Here is an 18,179-nt window from a genome sequence, read left to right on the forward strand (position 1 = left end):
AGTAATGAGCGTTTGGAGAATCTTATTTCTCCCGATAGCACCACGCGGGTGTTGAAAAAAAACCATAATTTTAATACCAATTCGATGAAGGTCAGCATCGGCAAATGCGGACCCGATTCTTGTTTATTCTCAGTTGGTGAAAGCTGCCTAGCAGCTTTCACTTTTTATGTTGGGTGTTTTAAATATGCCATATAGAGGTTTGGTTAGTTACTTGTAGATCATTATTTTGTTGTTTTGCTTTTCGTATTGAAATGATGCGGCTAACTGCAAAGCCTGTAAAATTTGATCTAGATTTTCATCTTCGAAACGCGCACTGAATCGCAGTTTCGTTAAACCGATATCTTTGAAATCAACCCGTACGTCGTATTTTCGGGCAAGTGTTTTTGCCAATTCATCGAAGGTCACATCCTTAAATACCAGTTTATTTTCTAGCCACGTGGTTTCCACCGCGTGGAGATCCGTTGGACGAAGAAATTGAATTTTAAGTTTTTTGGCCGTCTTGCGCTTGCTTTTAGAAGTAAAGTTTTTGGGCTGATTGGTAATTACGGCCTTTTCCGAAGGACGCAATATCATGGTTTCGCCTTCCTCATCATGCACCTCCAACGCACCTTCAATTAAACTCGCTTCTGTGGTTGGTTCATCGGGATATGCACGAACATTGAAACTCGTTCCTAAAACTTTGAGTTGCGCGTGCTTTGTTTTTACGATGAACGGACGATCGGCTTCTTTCGCAACGCGGAAAAAGGCTTCACCAACTACCGTTACTTCGCGTAGATTATCTGAAAACTTGTTGGGATAAAGCAGCGTACTTTTGTAATTCAGAATTACCTCCGTTCCGTCGTCAAGAATGACTTTCTGCTGTTTTTGATCCGCGATAAACTGGCGTTGTTCTGAAGAATTGATCTTAAGCAATAACCATAAACCCACGCAAACCAATATGGAAGCCACGCCGCCAAACCAGTAGTATAGCCTTCTGAAATGCGTTGGGTGATTATCCAATTCAAGCGGTTGCATTTTTTCTAAAATCTGTTGAAATAATTCGCGATCGCGCGTATTCTGCGAATGCTTCTCAGACCAATATTGCTGCAACAAATTATATTGCATACGCCATTCAGCATCACCCAAGAAAGTACGTAGCTCATCTTGCTCGCTTGTCGTCAGACGATCGCCAAGTTCCTTACTTACTAAATACTCAAAACGTTCTTGCTGCATGTAAATTTCAACCGATAGGAATATCCTTTGATGCTAAGACAATAATTTGAGAGAAAAGGCGTAGTGGGAAATCGATATTTTTTTAAAATAAAAATAACATGAGCATAACAATGGAGTAAAACTTATCCATCAACCGCAAATTATCGCGCTCAGTATAATTTCGGAGCAATGTGCCAATCTTTTGAAATGCAGTGCGCATATGCGTTTGCACGGTGCGTGGAGAAATATCTAACAACTCCGCTACTTCTTTGTATTTCATACCATCTTCCTTAACCAACCGAAAAACTAAAAGTGTTTGTGTTGGCAACTTGGATATAATATTATCCATTTTGGCGAAGAATTCTTTCCGCTGCAAAAGTGTGTTAGGATCTGTAGCGTCCACTAACTTCACATGATCTGTTAGATCCACATGTAGTTGTAAATGAGAAAACTGTTTTAAATAGTTTAGTGCTTTGTTTTTTACAGCAGTAAACAGATAGGACTTTGGATGCTGTATATATTGTAGTGATTTGCGTTTATTCCAAATATTCACAAAAATATCGGACACTAACTCTTCTGAGGCACCCTGATTATGAATAAATGTATCGCAAAAAAGCAACAAATTTCGATTTAATTGATAGAATAGCAACTCAAACGCCTTCAAGTCGTCGTTTAAACATACTTGATCCCAAAGTTTTTTAAGGTGTTCATTTGAAATCTCTTGCATTCGTAGGGTAAATCCCCCAAATATACAATTTGTCTACCTGGCTTTCGGTAATTTTTTACAGTTTATGCACCTTAATTTGTAGATCACTAACACTAGTTAAAACTGATAAAACGACACTTGGAGGCAAGTGCAACTCTTTACATTTCAGGAATAAAATTATCTTTGTAAACCACCTTCTTCAAAAGAAAACATAAACCTATGAATAAAGCATTGCGATCTGGCATTTATCTTCTAGCATTTTCACTAATTATTTCATGTTCAGCCAACAAAGGCTTTGTTAATCCGGTTATTTCGGGAGATCTTCCTGATCCCAGCGTTGTTCGGGTAGGAAACCATTATTATGCAACGGCAACATCTTCTGAATGGGCACCATTTTATCCTTATTTTAAATCGGATGATTTAATTAATTGGACTCAAATCGGACATATTTTCGACATACAACCTGAATGGACGCTATCGTCATTCTGGGCGCCAGAACTTTACGAAATCAATGGAAAAATGTATTGCTATTATACGGCGCGCCGAAAATCCGACGGGATTACGTGCATCGGCGTTGCCATCGCTGATTCTCCTGAAAGCAAGTTTGTAGATCATGGAATACTTTTGGACCACGGAAAGGAAGCTATTGATGCTTTTATTTTTGAGGAAGATGGGCAACTTTACATCACATGGAAAGCATACGGGCTGGACGACAGGGATATCGAAATTGTCGGAAGTAAGTTGTCGGCCGATGGATTAAAGTTGGAAGGTGAAACTTTCTCGTTGTTACGCGACGATGAGGGCATCGGAATGGAAGGGCAATATCATTTTAAGAAAGGTGATTATTATTACTTGATCTACGCTGCTCGCGATTGCTGTGGCCCCAAAAGCAATTACGATGTTCGCGTCGCTCGAGCCAAAAGCTTCGCCGGGCCTTATGAGAAATACCAAGGCAACCCGATCCTAATGGGTGGGGAAGAATATGTTTCCGTAGGCCACGGAACTGCGGTAAAAGGTCCGGATAACCAAATGTATTATTTGTGCCATGGCTACCTTACCGGTGACGATGTTTATCAAGGCCGTCAACCGATTCTTCAGCAGATCGACATAAATCCAGCGGGTTGGCCCTATTTCGTTACGGGAAAAGATGCAACGCGATATCAAAAAACAATTAAATCAGCGAAAGCACAAAGGAAATCCATCGATTTTGAAGAGTCTTTTGACGGCGATACACTTAAATCCGAATGGACGTGGAATTATCCGTTTTCAAAAAATGAGTTCGAATTGAAAGACGAGCGCCTTTACCTAAAAGGAATCCCAAAAGCTAATAATAACTACGGCACAGCTATGTGTATTCGTCCAACAGCTGCGAATTACACATTCGAAACGCAAGTTGTAAATCAGAATAGTGCGTCAAAAGGTTTGACGTTATATGGAGATCAAGAAAATCTGTTGTTGTTGAGTTTCGAAGATGATAAAGTGCGCCTTAAATCTGTGATTGACGGAAAGGAAAATGTAATAGAAAGCAATCTCGTTGGTGCAGAAAATGTGTTTCTAAAAACGGAAGTGAATCGCGGTGTTTTCTGTGATTTCTTTTGGAGCGTAGATGGCAAAAAATGGACAAAATTAAACAAAGAAAAGATTGACGCTACAGCACTTACACGCTGGGATCGCGTGGCTCGTCCCGGATTGTTACACGCTGGCAAAACAAGCGAACCTGCTATCTTCGCTTACTTTCAGCTAAAGAAAAAATAATAGAGAATCGATAAAAATCAAATTGGACAAAACTAGGTATTTGTGAAATAAAAATTAAACGCCGTATATCCTACATAGGCTAAAGCGAAGAACAATAACACAAATAGGGTAATTTTCCTATAAATACATGTTTGTTTCATAAATTGTTGGTTGGTTTGGTTTTACCGTTTGCTTACTTTTTTAACGATGATTTCCGATAAATATATTTATTTTCTCAATTATGCCCATCAAAAACAAATCATTACTATTTATAAGTAGGCTAAATTCTCTATTCAGCAATAACAATATGCTTTAAATACAAAAGCCGAAATATTTCTCGTATTTCAGCTTTTGTATTTGTAAATCGCTCCAGAAGAGTGAATATATAATCAACTACTTCAACTTTAGCACTTCATGCGTCCACTGACGTGTACTCGCGCATAGTTCCGCGTCGTCATTTAAACTTTTACCCCAAGAAGGAATCATCGTGCGTAATTTCGTACGGTAGCTGTCCGATTTTGCACGTTCCGGAAAACATCTTTTCAATAGGTTGATCATTACCGCGACCGATGTAGACGCCCCAGGCGATGCACCTAATAAAGCTGCAATCGATCCGTCTGCACTAGAAACCACTTCCGTACCAAATTCTAAAATACCACCATGAACGGGATGCTTTTTGATTACCTGCACACGCTGTCCGGCCTTTTCAATTTCCCAATCTTCCATTTTGGCAGTCGGCATAAATTGCTTCAGCGCATCCAACTTATCTTTCGGCTTTTTAAGTACTTCCGTAATCAAGTATTTCGTCAACGGTAAATTATCAAATCCAGCTGAAAGCATCGGACGAATGTTTGATAGTTTAATAGAAGCTGGTAAATCGAAATACGAACCTTTCTTCAAAAATTTTGTCGAAAATCCTGCGTAAGGACCGAACAGCAACGCTTGCTTTCCGTCGATATAACGCGTATCCAAATGCGGAACTGACATCGGAGGCGCACCTACAGAAGCCTTTCCGTACACCTTAGCGTGATGCTGAGCAATGACTTCTTCGTTTGTGCAACGCAACCACTGTCCACCAACCGGAAAACCGCCATAACCTTTAGATTCCGGAATGCCCGATTTTTCAAGCAATAGTAATGAATGTCCGCCTGCACCAATGAAAACAAATTTCGCTTTGATTTGGCGGCGTTTACCTGTTTTCAAATCCTTCGTTTCCACTTGCCAACGGCCATCGCGCAAGCGCTCAATATCTTTTACCTCGTTACTTGTCGAAAGCGCAATATTCTCTTTCTGATCTAGATATTGAACCAAATCGCGTGTTAATGCACCAAAATTCACATCCGTACCGATGTCCATTTTGGTCGCCGCCAAGCGCTCTTCCGCAGGTCGATCTTGCATCATCAATGGAATCCAATCTTGCAGCACCGATTTATCTTCCGAATATTCCATGCCTTTGAATAAGTTGTGTTCCGTCAAAGACTTATAACGCTCTTTCAAGAATTCAATATCTTTTTCACCGAATACAGCAGACATATGTGGCACCTGACGAATAAATTCATCCGGATTTTTAATCACATTATGTTCTACCAAATACGCCCAGAATTGCTTCGAAATTTCATATTGTTCCGCAATAGAAATAGCCTTGCTGATGTCGACTGATCCATCTGCGCGTTGTGGCGTATAGTTTAGCTCACACAAGGCGGAGTGCCCTGTGCCCGCATTATTCCATGCGTCCGAGCTTTCAGCCGCCACCGTATCTAAACGCTCTAAAATTTCGATTGTAATATCAGGACTAAGTTCGTGTATAAGTGTTCCCAATGTGGCGCTCATGATACCAGCACCGATCAACACTACATCTACTTCTGTCTTTGTCGTATTCTTACTCATTTTATATCCGTGTGATGCAAAAATAACATTCGAGAGTTGATTTTCTGCATGAAAATGTCACAAATCTTTCATTATATGTAACATTTTTCCACCAGATTTGAACCAAAACTAAGAACTTGATAACCGAACAACTTTTGCCAATCGCGCGCCATTCTCCATCTCGTTTTTAGTCATCTGTTGTTAATACAACAATTATTTAACATTTTTGTGCCTGCATTTTACAATTGCACAATGGCTAAAACCGTTGTTTTAAAAAGAAACAAACATCGTTAAATATGAAATTACTTGCAGGTAAAACCGCATTAATTACCGGCGCGTCCAAAGGAATAGGCCGAAAAATTGCCGAAGTTTTTGCGCAACACGGCGCAAACGTAGCATTCACTTACCTATCATCTGTAGAAAAAGGGCAAGCATTAGAAAGCGAGTTGCAAGCTTTTGGAACACAAGTAAAAGGGTACCGTTCTGATGCTTCCAAATTTGATGAAGCAGAAAAATTAATTGAAACAATTGTTGCTGATTTTGGCACCGTAGATATTGTAGTAAATAACGCAGGAATCACTAAAGATGGCTTGTTGATGCGTATGACGGAAGAAAACTGGGACGATGTGATCAACATCAACCTTAAATCCATCTTCAACGTAACGAAGGCAGCATCCAAAGTGATGATGAAAGCGCGTAAAGGTTCGATCATCAACATGAGTTCAGTTGTTGGTATTCAAGGAAATGCTGGGCAGGCAAACTACGCAGCATCTAAATCCGGTATTATCGGCTTTTCAAAATCCGTAGCTAAAGAATTGGCTTCGAGAAATATCCGTACAAACGTAATTGCTCCAGGATTTATCCGTACGGAAATGACAGATGTTTTGGATCCGAAAGTAGTAGCTGGATGGGAAGCAGGAATTCCGATGAAACGCGGTGGTGAAGCGGAAGAAGTCGCTAACGCTTGTTTGTTCTTGGCATCTGATTTAGCAAGCTACGTTAATGGGCAAGTTCTTGCTGTTGACGGCGGTATGTTGTAAATTTTCATCGTGAATTGGATGAAATGATGGCACCGGAAGTAAACGCAATATTTGAAATTCAGAATGAGCAATCATTCAACGAAGTAGCGCTTTCCGTATTTCGCTTTCAGGCAGAAAACACCGCTATCTATCGCCAATATATACAGCTTTTAGGCAAAAATATTCAGGATGTCCGCGGTTACGCGGACATTCCTTTTTTACCGATAGAATTTTTCAAAACACAAACTATTCTTGCGGACAACTACGCTTCGAAGATCACTTTTCAAAGCTCCGGAACGACCGGAATGACGACCAGTAAACATCTTGTTGCCGACCCTGCTATCTACGAAACAAGTTATAATAAAGCATTTCAATCATTCTACGGAAACGTGAAAGACATTGCTGTGCTAGCTCTACTTCCCTCCTATCAAGAACGCAGCGGATCATCGTTGATTTACATGGTAGATGATCTTATCGCGCAAAGCGACGTGACGGAAAGTGGCTATTTTCTCTACGATCATCAAGCCCTTTTCAATACCTTATCATCGCTCCGCGACCGCAACATCAAAACCATTCTTTTTGGTGTAACCTATGCTTTATTGGATTTCGCAGAGCATTTTGCGATATCTTTTCCTGACCTGATCGTGATGGAAACGGGCGGAATGAAAGGTCGTCGCAAAGAAATGATCAGGCCAGAATTGCACGCGCTTCTTCGCGCAGGTTTCGGTGTGGAACACGTGCACTCCGAATATGGCATGACGGAACTTCTGAGCCAAGCTTATTCCCAGCGCGATGGTATTTTTACGACACCGCCCTGGATGAAAGTGCTCATTCGCGACACCAACGATCCGCTCACATTAATTGAGCAACATCGAACTGGAGCCATCAATATTATCGATTTAGCCAACATGTACTCTTGCTCATTTATTGCTACGCAAGATTTGGGGAAGATTCATGCAGATGGACAGTTTGAAATTCTCGGGCGATTTGATCACAGCGACATCCGCGGATGTAATCTACTTGTACAATAGCAACGGATATTTATTGTAAAATTAATTGGATAAAACGCGCAGTATAAATTATTCTTAATAGTTTTGCAGCGAATTGTCCATCGTTATTATGACATATCCTTCGTTCAGAAAATTTCTCCCTATCGCTGTCATAGCTACACTCAGCTTAGCAGGTTGTAAAACGACCGCTCAGTGGCAACAGCAACAATCTTATCAAGCTAATCGTTTCGTGGTGAATAATGAAGTTACAGCGGATTCCGCTATGCTTCAATACATCGAACCATATAAACAGCGACTGCGAGCACAAATGGATACCGTAATCGGAAAAACAGCGCAGATATTACCGCGAACAGCGAAAGATGGACAAAGCTTGGCCGGAAATTTCTTCGCAGATGCTTTATTATCTTTAGGACAGCAGTTGGATTCCGATGTAGTTTGTTCTTTAGGTACAAGCGGTGGTATTCGAGTTGATATTGCTGAAGGCGATATTCAAATTGGAAAAGTTTTCGAGCTGATGCCTTTTGAGAATTACCTAACGGTATTGACTTTAAAAGGAGAAGATTTGTTGGTTCTTGGGAAGTACATCGCCAAAACAAATGGACAACCCGTAGCTGGCATGTCCGTAACTATAAAAGATCAACAATTGGTCAGCATGAAAATTAAAGGAGAAACCGTTGATCCGAATAAAACCTACAAGTTGGTAACGTATGACTACCTAGCAAACGGTGGCGACAATATTGAAGGTATTGGAAATCCGGCGCAGCGTGAGGACTCTTCCTTACGCGTTCGCGAAGGATTAATTGACTACATTTCTTCTCAATCCAAACAAGGCAAACTTATTAATGCAACACGCGATGAACGAATTATTATCCTATAACAGACGTAATTTTCTTAAAAAAGCGGGTGCATTAGGAACTTTAGCTGCATTATCGCCATTGGCATCTTTTAGTCAGGGTGAAGCAAAAGAAGTAAAGCTAACTATCTTGCATACCAACGATGTGCATAGTCGAATCGAACCATTTCCGATGGATGGATCACGCATGCAAGGGCTTGGTGGTGCGGCGCGACGTAGCGCATTGATTAAACAAATTCGTTCCGAAGAATCGAACTTGCTGTTATTGGATGCAGGTGACATGTTTCAAGGAACGCCGTATTTCAATCTTTTTGAAGGGCAGGTAGAATTGGAATTGATGTCGAAAATGGGATACGATGCAGGAACGTTTGGGAACCATGAATTTGATAATGGCTTGGAAGGCTTGTTAAAGCATTTCGACAAAGCGAAATTTCCATTTATTACTTCCAACTACGATTTCAGCGAAACCGTATTGGCAGGAAAAACCAAGGAATATATCACATTCAACAAGTCAGGATTGAAGATTGGCGTGTTTGCTGTCGGCATAAAACTGGATGGCATGGTCGATCCTAAAAACCACAAAGGCGTCAAGTACCTGGATCCAATTGAAGTTGCTAATCGTTTAAGTAAAAAACTGAAAACGGAGGAAAAATGTGACATGGTCATTTGCCTTTCTCATATCGGTTACCAATACAAAAACGATCAAGTTTCGGATTTGGTGATGGCATCGCAAACGCGTGATATTGATTTGATTATCGGCGGACATACGCATACATTTTTAGAAAAACCTACGGAGATACGCAATTTGGACAATCAGGTTACCGTAGTGAATCAAATGGGTTATGGTGGCGCTTATCTAGGGAGATTAGATTTCTATTTCGACCGTCGTCGTGGCAAATTAAGATATCAAGCCAATCATTATCAACTGGATAGTTTTCAAGAAGCAGATCAACTGATGTGGGGCTAATTACCCCACTTTTCGTTCGTACGGAACGCGCGTCATAATCGATCGACCTAACGTCACTTCATCTACATATTCCAGCTCTCCTCCGAAAGCAATACCGCGGGCAATCGTCGATATTTCAATATCAAATTCTTGCAACTTGCGATACAGATAGAAAATGGTCGTATCGCCTTCCATCGTAGCGCTTAGAGCTAGAATAACTTCTTTTACTTCGCCTTGCTTCACACGATCTATTAAACTTTCAATTCTCAAATCCGACGGACCGACGCCATCCATCGGTGAAATCAAGCCACCCAGAACATGGTAAACGCCTTGATATTGATTGGTATTTTCAATAGCCATCACGTCGCGCGTATCTTCAACGACACAAATAGTCGCACGATCGCGCTTAACGGACTGACAAATTTCGCAAGTACTCGTGTCCGAAATATTAAAGCAATGTTGACAATATTTTATGTGTTCTTTCAGCTGTGTAAACGCTTGCGAAAAACGATTTACATCTTCCTTGGATTGCTTCAGCAGATGAAGAACCAATCGCAATGCCGTCTTCTTTCCCACTCCAGGCAACTTCCCAAACTCCTCAACCGCTTGCTCCAATAATTTCGACGAAAAATGCATGGCTCAAAATTACGAAACAAAACACATATATAATGCAGGCTGCTAAAATGTAATATTGTCTTATTTTTAAAAACAAAGAAAATAGTTATCTTGCTAAAACCGCCAGTTATGACATACAGATAAAAATTTTGTTGTGGATGTGGCGCTAGTATAATTTATTGAGCATTTAGCAATCAAGAAACTTACTATATTTTTATGGGAAAAGACGATAGAATTAGCCGTTCGTTTGCGAACAAAACTTGGCAAGAAATTAAAGTGAAGGATTCGTGGCAGATATTTAAAATCATGTCGGAATTCGTGGATGGATTTGAAAAGTTGGCGAAGATTGGACCCTGTGTGTCGATTTTTGGATCGGCGCGCACACCAAACGATCATAAATACTATCAATTGGCTGTGGATATTGCTGCTTTACTGGCAGATCGCGGTTACGGTGTGATTTCAGGCGGTGGTCCGGGAATTATGGAAGCTGCTAACAAAGGCGCTTATGAATCGGGCGGTAAATCCGTAGGGTTGAACATCGACCTGCCATTTGAGCAATTTCACAATAAATACATTGATAGAGATAAGTTGCTGGAATTTAAGTATTTCTTTGTTCGTAAGGTCATGTTTATGAAGTATTCGCAAGGATACATTGTTATGCCGGGCGGATTCGGAACCATGGATGAAATGTTTGAAGCTATTACATTGATTCAGACTGGGAAAATTGCTCGCTTCCCGATTGTATTGGTGGGCTCTGAATATTGGTCTGGGTTATTGGATTGGATTAAAAATACGATGCTCGGAGAAAAATACATCAGTGAGGAAGATCTGAATTTGTATCGCGTGGTAGATACTGCTGAGGATGCCGCTGAACATATTTTCCGTTTCTACGACAAGTATTTGTTGAAACCAAATTTCTAGTTTTTGTCGCATGTTAAAACCTTTGTGCAGATTAGTTGTTGAACAAGTACATTCAAAAACAAAATAATTAAGGAATTAACAAACATCAATTACTATGGGAAACTTATTGTATATCATTGCAGTCGTTTTAGTTATTATTTGGGCAATTAGCTTTTTAGGTGGATTCGCAGATGGCGGTATTATTCACGCATTGTTAGTAATTGCCATTATAGTGGTTTTGCTTCGCGTAATACGCGGGAACGCTTAACGCAATAACTTACTTTTTCAAATACAAGTGGGCAATATCTAAGTCTTCAGGAAGAGTTATCTTTATATTTCGATAACTTCCTTCTACCATGACGATGGTATTGCCCATTTTCTCTACTACAGAAGCATCATCTGTAAATAATACATCCTCTTCTTGCTCATAGGCTTTTAAAAGTAAATGCTTTGAGAAAATTTGTGGCGTTTGCACCTGCCACACCTGCTGACGATCCACAAATTTACTGTCCAACATAGTGCCAAAACGAATACTATTTGTACTCTGCAACGCCGGAATTACAGCATCGCTCACTCTCACGCTTTCCACAAGCCGATTGATCAGATCTATTTCAACAATAGGTCGCGCCCCATCATGCACCGCAACAAACCCTTCGCTATTTAAACTACTCTGTTGGGAGATTTCATCTATAATTTTTGTTGCATTTTTTACCGATTGGAAGCGCGTAGCTCCACCTAAAACAATATCGTGTGGCACATCAAATTGGTATTCTTCACATTGCTGTTGCCAAAAATCATGCATATCTGGCGAGAGCACAACGATAAGTTTAGTGATAGGTAATAAAGGTTTGAATGCGGAAATCGTATGCATTAGCACGGGGCGACCGCCCAACAATAAAAATTGCTTGGGAAGATTACTTTTCATTCGCGATCCGACTCCGGCCGCAACAATAACCACAAAATTTTCTACCATAAAAAAACGCAAACCGATTAGGCTTGCGTTCAAAGTTATTATTTTTTGTTGATTTAGCTGATTTAGATAATCAACATCGCATCGCCGTAGCTATAGAAACGATATTTCTCTTTCACAGCGATTTCGTAAGCATTCATGGTATTTTCATATCCGGCAAATGCAGCAATCATCACTAAAAGCGTCGATTCTGGTGTATGGAAATTCGTGATCATAGAATTCGCGATACTGAAATCGTATGGCGGATAGATGAATTTGCTAGTCCAATCGGCACTTGGTTTCAAGTGCTTATCAGCCGAAACAGCGGATTCGATTGCACGCATGGAGGTCGTACCAACCGCACAAACACGGCGCTTAGCATCGATTCCCTTATTCACGATACGAGCAGCTTCCTCGGTAATGATGATTTGCTCAGAATCCATTTTATGTTTGGTTAAATCTTCCACTTCCACGGTACGGAAAGTTCCCAATCCAACATGTAACGTGATTTCTGCGAAATCAACACCTTTTAACTCCAAACGTTTCATCAATTCGCGAGAGAAATGCAAACCTGCTGTTGGTGCAGCAACTGCTCCTTCGTTTTTCGCATAAATTGTTTGATAACGAAATTTATCTTCAGGTGTAGCTTTACGTTTGATATATTTCGGAAGTGGCGTTTCGCCTAAGATTTCAATATTGCGACGAAATTCTTCATCAGTACCATCGAATAAGAAACGAATCGTACGGCCACGTGAAGTTGTGTTATCCACTACTTCAGCCACCAATAAATCATCCTCACCAAAATACAATTTATTTCCAACGCGGATTTTACGAGCAGGATCTACCAAAACATCCCAAAGTCTTAATTCTTTGTTCAATTCGCGTAGCAAGAATACCTCGATTGTCGCTCCGGTTTTCTCTTTATTTCCATACATTCTAGCAGGAAATACCTTCGTATTGTTTAGGATCATGACGTCTTTATCGTCAAAATAGTCCAAAACGTCTTTGAAAATTTTATGTTCGATTTTACCAGTATCACGGTGCAAAACCATCAATCTAGATTCGTCGCGGTTTTCACTGGGTTCTGATGCTAAAAGAGATTCCGGTAGGTGGAAATTAAATTGAGATAATTTCATTGTTTCTTAAAATTAATCCACGCGACCTACAGAGTCGCGCTTCCAAAAATTATGCAAAGGTAAGATTTTTTCTTAACATTTAAAGTTTGCTATTTTTTATCCTTGAGGGATTTTTTGGTGCTTATCATGTGTAGGGTAATTTTCTTGCTTCTTTAGTTTATAATCATCCGCCATCGGCATATCACCTACATTCTTCGGATCATCTAAAAAGGTAATTTCTCCATCACCTAAACGGAATGCATATTCGCTCTTTTGACCTTTCAGTAGAATGTAGGTTTCATTGCTTTCCCAAGTAATTTCGCCTTTATCCTCGATCACTTCATTCGGACCTTTTCTCGTCACTATAACCGCGAACGTATTATCTTTATTAATGGTTACGTCCATCATAGTCGTATCACAATCTTTACACGGAATACCTCCCTTGTAATTGCCTGGCCAGTCGATCACATTATCGGACGTATGTAGAGAATCGATGGCAGGATTCACGGCAAGACTATCTGCGGAATCCTCCTTATTACTATTCGCCGATGTACAGGAGAGCACTAATAATGCAGACAAAGAAAAAAATACTGATTTCATATCGTTTATAGTTATATATAAGTTTACGCGTTATTCGGCATAAAAAAACGCCGTTTCTTGTTATTGAAACGACGTTATATGTATTTTGTTTGCTTTTAAACTCGACTACTCCGCGAAAGTTTCTTTTGCTGCCAAATAACGTTCTGCTTCCAACGCAGCCATACAACCAGTGCCTGCCGCGGTGATCGCTTGACGATACACATGATCTTGTACATCGCCACAAGCAAACACACCTGGAATATTGGTCGCTGTAGCGTCAGGCTGCGTAATTAAGTAACCAGTTTCGTCCATATCTAAAATCCCTTTGAACAATTCCGTATTTGGCGTATGTCCGATCGCGACGAAGAAACCCGTGATATCTAGATCGCGGCTTTCACGACTCACATTATTAATCACACGTAACCCAGTTACTACCTGACCATCGCCCAAAACTTCTTGTGCTTCCGAATTGTAATGCACCTCAATATTTGGCGTATTTAAAACGCGGTGAACCATGGCTTTAGAAGCGCGGAACTCGTCGCGACGAACCAACATATGCACTTTATTACACAACTTCGCTAAGTACGTTGCTTCTTCAGCAGCGGTATCACCAGCACCTACGATAGCTACATCCTGTCCTTTAAAGAAAAATCCATCACAAACAGCACAAGCAGAAACACCAAAGCCGTTGTATTTTTGCTCGGAGTCTAATCCTAACCATTTTGCTGTTGCGCCTGTAGAAATAATAACGGTATCTGCCGTTACGGTTTTTGTGCTGTCTATTTCAATAGTGTGAATGCCACCATCTTTCGAGAAATCGACCTTGTTGACATAACCAAAACGAACTTCAGTGCCAAAGCGCTCCGCTTGCGCACGCAAATCTTCCATCAACACCGGACCAGTTACGCCTTGCGGATATCCAGGGAAGTTATCTACTTCTGTAGTTTGAGTTAATTGTCCACCCGGAACCATTCCTGTATACATTACTGGCTTTAAGTCTGCTCGGGCAGCATATATAGCAGCGGTATATCCCGCAGGACCTGATCCAATGATCAGACATTGTACGTGTTCTATTTCTTGTTGTGTTTCCATGTTTGTATTTTATTCTTTTCCGAATTTACCCTGCAATGCTTTCAGCATATCATTGGTTACCGGAGTTGCTTTTTCTTTCTTTTTAAATGTCTGCGGTTTTCCTCCTTGCGATGGACGCGGTCTTTCTTCCGAAGAAGAATCGCTCCCACGATCACTTGCGGGTTTCGGAGCAGTCGCTTTTTGCTCTTTCTTCGCTTGGCGATGCGCATTCCATAAATCCTGCAACACCTTTTTGGTGTATAAAGGAAAATCGCCATTTTGCATCCAAGCATAATAGCTTGGTTCTACATCAAACACATCCAGCACCTTTTTGCCTTTGTGTTTACCAAAATTGATTGCCGGATCGCCATCTTGATCGTAAACCAATCGACCAGCAAAATCCACCGGTTTCGTTAAGTTGGTAAACTGATGCAACGCTTCTACATCGTTTACCACCGGTGTAGAAACAGCTCCTGTCTTATCTTCGAAGCTCACGCCTTCGTATTTATCCAACTGCGCCTTTAGCACGTCGTATGTTGCGCGTACATCGGCTTCCGCTGTATGTGCATTTGTTAAGTCTTCCTGACAATAAAATTTGTATGCTGCTTTCAACGTACGCTGTTCCATCTGATGAAAGATATTTTGTACATCTACAAAAGATCGGCCATCCAACGAAAATGCAATATTGGCACGAAGAAACTCTTCCATAAGCATTGGAACGTCGAATTTATTGGAATTATAACCTGCCAAATCGGCATCTCCGATAAAATCGGCAATCTGCTGCCCAACCAAATCAAACGTTGGCAAATCTTTTACATCTTCATCATAAATACCGTGAAACATCGATGATTCTGCTGGAATCGGACGAGCCGGATTTACGCGCATGGTCAAAACTTGTTCATCGCCGTCCGGCATTACTTTCAAAATCGCTATTTCCACAATTTTGTCGGTCGCGATATTTACTCCCGTAGTTTCTAAATCGAAAAAAGCTAGCGGTCGATTTAATTTTAATTTCATGATGATTGATACAAATGATGCAACTAAAGGGCAAATGTACAAAACATCTATCTGCCAATCCAATTTCGTAGGATTTCTTATTTGCTTAGTGTGCTATTGCCAAGAAATTCGTATCCTTGGAAAGTAATCGTTACCCCTTATCGATAATTTTATTTACATGAAAAATATACGTTCGACGGTTTTTTATATTTCCATTTTATTGGTTTTCGGTCTATTTGTTTACTTGGTTGTGCAACAAGGCGGAAAGTTAGAAGACGGTCGGGAAGTTCTTATACCTACGTCCGAGAATGGCGCTTGGTTCGATTTTGTTGAATCGTTGAGAGAAAGTTTGAAGTACCCACTTTCCATCCTCCTGCTACAAATCGTTGCCATCATTCTAACAGCACGTTTATTTGGTTGGATTTGCGTAAAAATAAAACAGCCTGTTGTTATTGGAGAAATGTTGGCCGGAATTATCCTCGGTCCTTCGTTGTTGGGTTTGTTTTTTCCGGAATTCTTTCAAACGCTCTTCCCTGCTCAATCTTTGGGTAACTTACAATTTTTGAGTCAGATCGGCTTGATTCTATTTATGTTCATTGTCGGTATGGAGCTGGACTTAAATGTGTTGCGAAACAAAGCGCACGATGCTGTAGTAATTAGTCACGCCAGTATTATCCTTCCCTTTGGACTGGGAATCGGGTTGGCTTACTTTCTCTACGAAAATCACGCGCCGGATAATGTGCAGTTTCTTTCTTATGCATTGTTTATAGGAATCGCGATGAGTATAACGGCGTTTCCTGTATTGGCGCGTATTGTGCAAGAACGCGGTTTGCAGAAAACGCGTTTGGGAACGGTGGTTATCACTTGCGCGGCCGCTGATGACATTACCGCTTGGTGTATTTTGGCTACTGTAATCGCTATCGTGAAAGCCGGATCTTTTGTATCCGCGCTTTATACGATTGGTTTAGCTTTGGCATATGTGTTCTTGATGATCAAGATTATTCGTCCGTTTATGCAACGTATTGGACAAGTGAACTCAACGAAAGAAAGCTTGAGCAAACCTGTCGTGGCGATATTCTTTTTGCTACTTATTTTATCTGCTTATACGACCGAAGTAATCGGCATTCACGCATTATTTGGCGCATTTATGGCGGGCGCGATTATGCCGGAAAACAATAAATTTCGAAATCTTTTTATTGAAAAAATCGAAGATGTTGCGTTGGTTTTACTGCTCCCATTATTCTTTGTATTTACCGGATTACGCACGCAAATTGGTTTGCTGAACGATCCGACATTGTGGTTGATTACCGGATTAATTATTTTGGTTGCCGTTGTCGGTAAATTCGTTGGAAGTGCGCTCGCAGCTCGCTTTATGGGACAAGGTTGGAAAGACAGTTTAAGTATTGGTGCGTTGATGAATACGCGCGGATTGATGGAGCTGATCGTGTTAAATATTGGCTACGATTTGGGTGTTCTGTCTGCCGAAATGTTTTCGATGATGGTAGTAATGGCGTTAGTAACCACCTTTATGACCGGACCGGCGCTTGATTTGATCAACTGGTTTTTCCGGAACAAAGAAAAACCAGCATTTGTAGAACGAGTGGAGAGTCAATTTAATATTCTATTTAGCTTCGGAAAAGTAGAGTCTGGGAAAGCGTTGCTCCGACTTTCGAGCGCGCTGACAACAAGTTCCAAGGAATCTAGCGAAGTGGCTGCGCTACATATATCTCCGGCGAATGAGTTGCATCATTATGAAGTCGAGGAACAGGAAACAGCATGTTTTCAAGACATCATTGCGGATAGCAAGCGTTTTGATCGTCCAGTGAAAACATTGTTTCGGATATCAAGCGATATTGACAGTGAAATCGTAGATGAGGTGGAAACTGGCCATTACGATATGTTGCTAATCGGTACCAGCGAATCCATCTACGAAGGAAGTTTGTTAGGTAAAATCATTGGTTTTACCTCCAACTTTATTAATCCCGACAAGCTGTTTACGAACAAAGGGCCGGTTTACAGCAACAAATTTTACGAACGTACGAATCGCTTGTTATCAAAGGTAGATATCCCGGTCGGAATTCTCATTGACAAAGGTTTGGAAAGGATCGATCAGGTAATCATGCCGATCTTATATCGTGAGGATTTGTTTCTTCTTCATTACGCAGATAAGCTAATTGGTGGAAACGAAAATGCGCGTTTGATTATTTGGGACGTCGATCAGCAATTTACACGAGAAGAATTGCTTGCGGAAACTACAGAACATTACCCAACCTGCAAACAAAAAGTAGATTGGTTAGCTGGCGAACCTATTGGCCACGAGAAACTCATCAAAAATCGTTTATTGTTAATGAGCTTGGTAAGCTGGGAGACATTGTTACAGCAAAAACGTAAATTACAATTGGAAATATCATCGGAACTGGTAATAAGGGATCGCTTAACAAAGTGATATGATAGTAAGTTAATTCATTTAGCATCCAAAATTGCCGACAATCAGTTTCGAACCTAAGGACTTGATCAGAGCTGCAATTCCAAAAAATAGCCAAGCCGTAACGTTAAAATGTTACGGCTTAATCATTCCCTGTCATTTGTAGCCTCAAGCTTACAATAAGGATAAAATTATAGAAAAACC

The 18,179-nt window shown here is 40.7% G+C and carries 17 protein-coding genes; 8 read left to right on the forward strand and 9 right to left on the reverse strand.

Annotated features, from left to right (window positions below):
- Window positions 1-207 precede the first annotated feature (207 nt).
- Together ACFSQ3_RS11295 and ACFSQ3_RS11300 are read right to left on the reverse strand one after the other, a co-directional pair.
- Window positions 208-1,212: a FecR family protein gene (locus ACFSQ3_RS11295; RefSeq protein WP_380869657.1), complete on the reverse strand. Its 1,005-nt coding sequence runs from the start codon at window positions 1,210-1,212 to the stop codon at window positions 208-210.
- Between the two features lie 82 nt (window positions 1,213-1,294).
- Window positions 1,295-1,918: an RNA polymerase sigma-70 factor gene (locus ACFSQ3_RS11300; protein WP_380869658.1), complete on the reverse strand. Its 624-nt coding sequence runs from the start codon at window positions 1,916-1,918 to the stop codon at window positions 1,295-1,297.
- Between the two features lie 198 nt (window positions 1,919-2,116).
- Between ACFSQ3_RS11300 and ACFSQ3_RS11305 the strand changes: the two genes are divergently transcribed.
- Complete coding sequence (locus ACFSQ3_RS11305) at window positions 2,117-3,652, forward strand: family 43 glycosylhydrolase (protein WP_380869659.1); 1,536 nt, start codon at window positions 2,117-2,119, stop codon at window positions 3,650-3,652.
- 372 nt (window positions 3,653-4,024) lie between these two features.
- On the opposite strand, the gene ACFSQ3_RS11310 is transcribed toward ACFSQ3_RS11305, so the two are convergent.
- Window positions 4,025-5,542 (reverse strand): malate:quinone oxidoreductase, encoded by a 1,518-nt coding sequence (locus tag ACFSQ3_RS11310; protein WP_380870035.1) that lies wholly within the window; start codon window positions 5,540-5,542, stop codon window positions 4,025-4,027.
- 251 nt (window positions 5,543-5,793) lie between these two features.
- Between ACFSQ3_RS11310 and fabG the strand changes: the two genes are divergently transcribed.
- From fabG to ACFSQ3_RS11330, 4 genes are all read left to right on the forward strand, one after another.
- Window positions 5,794-6,537, forward strand: coding sequence for a 3-oxoacyl-[acyl-carrier-protein] reductase (fabG, locus tag ACFSQ3_RS11315; RefSeq protein WP_380869660.1), 744 nt, complete (start codon window positions 5,794-5,796; stop codon window positions 6,535-6,537).
- A 26-nt stretch (window positions 6,538-6,563) separates the two neighbouring features.
- Window positions 6,564-7,547 carry an acyl transferase gene (locus tag ACFSQ3_RS11320; protein ID WP_380869661.1) on the forward strand — a complete coding sequence of 328 codons (984 nt, stop codon included), beginning with the start codon at window positions 6,564-6,566 and terminating at the stop codon, window positions 7,545-7,547.
- A gap of 88 nt (window positions 7,548-7,635) precedes the next feature.
- A complete protein-coding gene (locus ACFSQ3_RS11325) occupies window positions 7,636-8,403 on the forward strand; it encodes a 5'-nucleotidase C-terminal domain-containing protein (RefSeq protein WP_380869662.1) in 768 nt (255 codons plus the stop codon).
- Window positions 8,381-9,346, forward strand: coding sequence for a metallophosphoesterase (locus ACFSQ3_RS11330; protein ID WP_380869663.1), 966 nt, complete (start codon window positions 8,381-8,383; stop codon window positions 9,344-9,346). The genes ACFSQ3_RS11325 and ACFSQ3_RS11330 overlap by 23 nt, the downstream gene beginning before the upstream one ends.
- On the opposite strand, the gene recR is transcribed toward ACFSQ3_RS11330, so the two are convergent.
- A complete protein-coding gene (gene recR, locus ACFSQ3_RS11335; RefSeq protein WP_380869664.1) occupies window positions 9,347-9,961 on the reverse strand; it encodes a recombination mediator RecR in 615 nt (204 codons plus the stop codon).
- 195 nt (window positions 9,962-10,156) lie between these two features.
- On the opposite strand from recR, the gene ACFSQ3_RS11340 reads away from it, so the two are divergent.
- Together ACFSQ3_RS11340 and ACFSQ3_RS11345 are read left to right on the forward strand one after the other, a co-directional pair.
- A complete protein-coding gene (locus ACFSQ3_RS11340) occupies window positions 10,157-10,861 on the forward strand; it encodes an LOG family protein (protein ID WP_380869665.1) in 705 nt (234 codons plus the stop codon).
- A gap of 94 nt (window positions 10,862-10,955) precedes the next feature.
- On the forward strand, window positions 10,956-11,108 hold the full coding sequence (locus ACFSQ3_RS11345; RefSeq protein ID WP_380869666.1) for a lmo0937 family membrane protein: 153 nt from the start codon (window positions 10,956-10,958) through the stop codon (window positions 11,106-11,108).
- A gap of 9 nt (window positions 11,109-11,117) precedes the next feature.
- On the opposite strand, the gene ACFSQ3_RS11350 is transcribed toward ACFSQ3_RS11345, so the two are convergent.
- The 5 genes from ACFSQ3_RS11350 to ACFSQ3_RS11370 form a co-directional block, all read right to left on the reverse strand.
- Window positions 11,118-11,846: a 2-C-methyl-D-erythritol 4-phosphate cytidylyltransferase gene (locus ACFSQ3_RS11350; protein ID WP_380869667.1), complete on the reverse strand. Its 729-nt coding sequence runs from the start codon at window positions 11,844-11,846 to the stop codon at window positions 11,118-11,120.
- Window positions 11,847-11,875: 29 nt separating this feature from the next.
- Window positions 11,876-12,925, reverse strand: coding sequence for a tRNA preQ1(34) S-adenosylmethionine ribosyltransferase-isomerase QueA (queA, locus tag ACFSQ3_RS11355; RefSeq protein WP_380869668.1), 1,050 nt, complete (start codon window positions 12,923-12,925; stop codon window positions 11,876-11,878).
- Window positions 12,926-13,021: 96 nt separating this feature from the next.
- Entirely contained in the window at window positions 13,022-13,504 is a 483-nt protein-coding gene (locus ACFSQ3_RS11360) for a copper resistance protein NlpE (RefSeq protein WP_380869669.1), read from the reverse strand.
- 105 nt (window positions 13,505-13,609) lie between these two features.
- Window positions 13,610-14,575, reverse strand: a complete 966-nt coding sequence (gene trxB / locus ACFSQ3_RS11365) for a thioredoxin-disulfide reductase (RefSeq protein WP_380869670.1) — start codon at window positions 14,573-14,575, stop codon at window positions 13,610-13,612.
- A gap of 9 nt (window positions 14,576-14,584) precedes the next feature.
- Window positions 14,585-15,571, reverse strand: coding sequence for an exonuclease domain-containing protein (locus tag ACFSQ3_RS11370; RefSeq protein WP_380869671.1), 987 nt, complete (start codon window positions 15,569-15,571; stop codon window positions 14,585-14,587).
- Between the two features lie 157 nt (window positions 15,572-15,728).
- Here ACFSQ3_RS11370 and ACFSQ3_RS11375 point away from each other — a divergent pair, with 157 nt between their 5' ends.
- Complete coding sequence (locus ACFSQ3_RS11375; protein ID WP_380869672.1) at window positions 15,729-17,996, forward strand: cation:proton antiporter; 2,268 nt, start codon at window positions 15,729-15,731, stop codon at window positions 17,994-17,996.
- Window positions 17,997-18,179 lie beyond the last annotated feature (183 nt).

Source organism: Sphingobacterium corticis (assembly GCF_042684745.1).
Taxonomy (GTDB): domain Bacteria; phylum Bacteroidota; class Bacteroidia; order Sphingobacteriales; family Sphingobacteriaceae; genus Sphingobacterium; species Sphingobacterium corticis.

Bases quoted from the DNA above. Each gene is read 5' to 3' on its own strand.
- ACFSQ3_RS11295 (WP_380869657.1), bottom strand. From the start codon at position 1,212: ATGCAGCAAGAACGTTTTGAGTATTTAGTAAGTAAGGAACTTGGCGAT.
- ACFSQ3_RS11300 (WP_380869658.1), bottom strand. From the start codon at position 1,918: ATGCAAGAGATTTCAAATGAACACCTTAAAAAACTTTGGGATCAAGTA.
- ACFSQ3_RS11305 (WP_380869659.1), top strand. From the start codon at position 2,117: ATGAATAAAGCATTGCGATCTGGCATTTATCTTCTAGCATTTTCACTA.
- fabG (WP_380869660.1), top strand. From the start codon at position 5,794: ATGAAATTACTTGCAGGTAAAACCGCATTAATTACCGGCGCGTCCAAA.
- ACFSQ3_RS11320 (WP_380869661.1), top strand. From the start codon at position 6,564: ATGGCACCGGAAGTAAACGCAATATTTGAAATTCAGAATGAGCAATCA.
- ACFSQ3_RS11325 (WP_380869662.1), top strand. From the start codon at position 7,636: ATGACATATCCTTCGTTCAGAAAATTTCTCCCTATCGCTGTCATAGCT.
- ACFSQ3_RS11330 (WP_380869663.1), top strand. From the start codon at position 8,381: ATGAACGAATTATTATCCTATAACAGACGTAATTTTCTTAAAAAAGCG.
- recR (WP_380869664.1), bottom strand. From the start codon at position 9,961: ATGCATTTTTCGTCGAAATTATTGGAGCAAGCGGTTGAGGAGTTTGGG.
- ACFSQ3_RS11340 (WP_380869665.1), top strand. From the start codon at position 10,157: ATGGGAAAAGACGATAGAATTAGCCGTTCGTTTGCGAACAAAACTTGG.
- ACFSQ3_RS11345 (WP_380869666.1), top strand. From the start codon at position 10,956: ATGGGAAACTTATTGTATATCATTGCAGTCGTTTTAGTTATTATTTGG.
- queA (WP_380869668.1), bottom strand. From the start codon at position 12,925: ATGAAATTATCTCAATTTAATTTCCACCTACCGGAATCTCTTTTAGCA.
- ACFSQ3_RS11360 (WP_380869669.1), bottom strand. From the start codon at position 13,504: ATGAAATCAGTATTTTTTTCTTTGTCTGCATTATTAGTGCTCTCCTGT.
- trxB (WP_380869670.1), bottom strand. From the start codon at position 14,575: ATGGAAACACAACAAGAAATAGAACACGTACAATGTCTGATCATTGGA.
- ACFSQ3_RS11370 (WP_380869671.1), bottom strand. From the start codon at position 15,571: ATGAAATTAAAATTAAATCGACCGCTAGCTTTTTTCGATTTAGAAACT.
- ACFSQ3_RS11375 (WP_380869672.1), top strand. From the start codon at position 15,729: ATGAAAAATATACGTTCGACGGTTTTTTATATTTCCATTTTATTGGTT.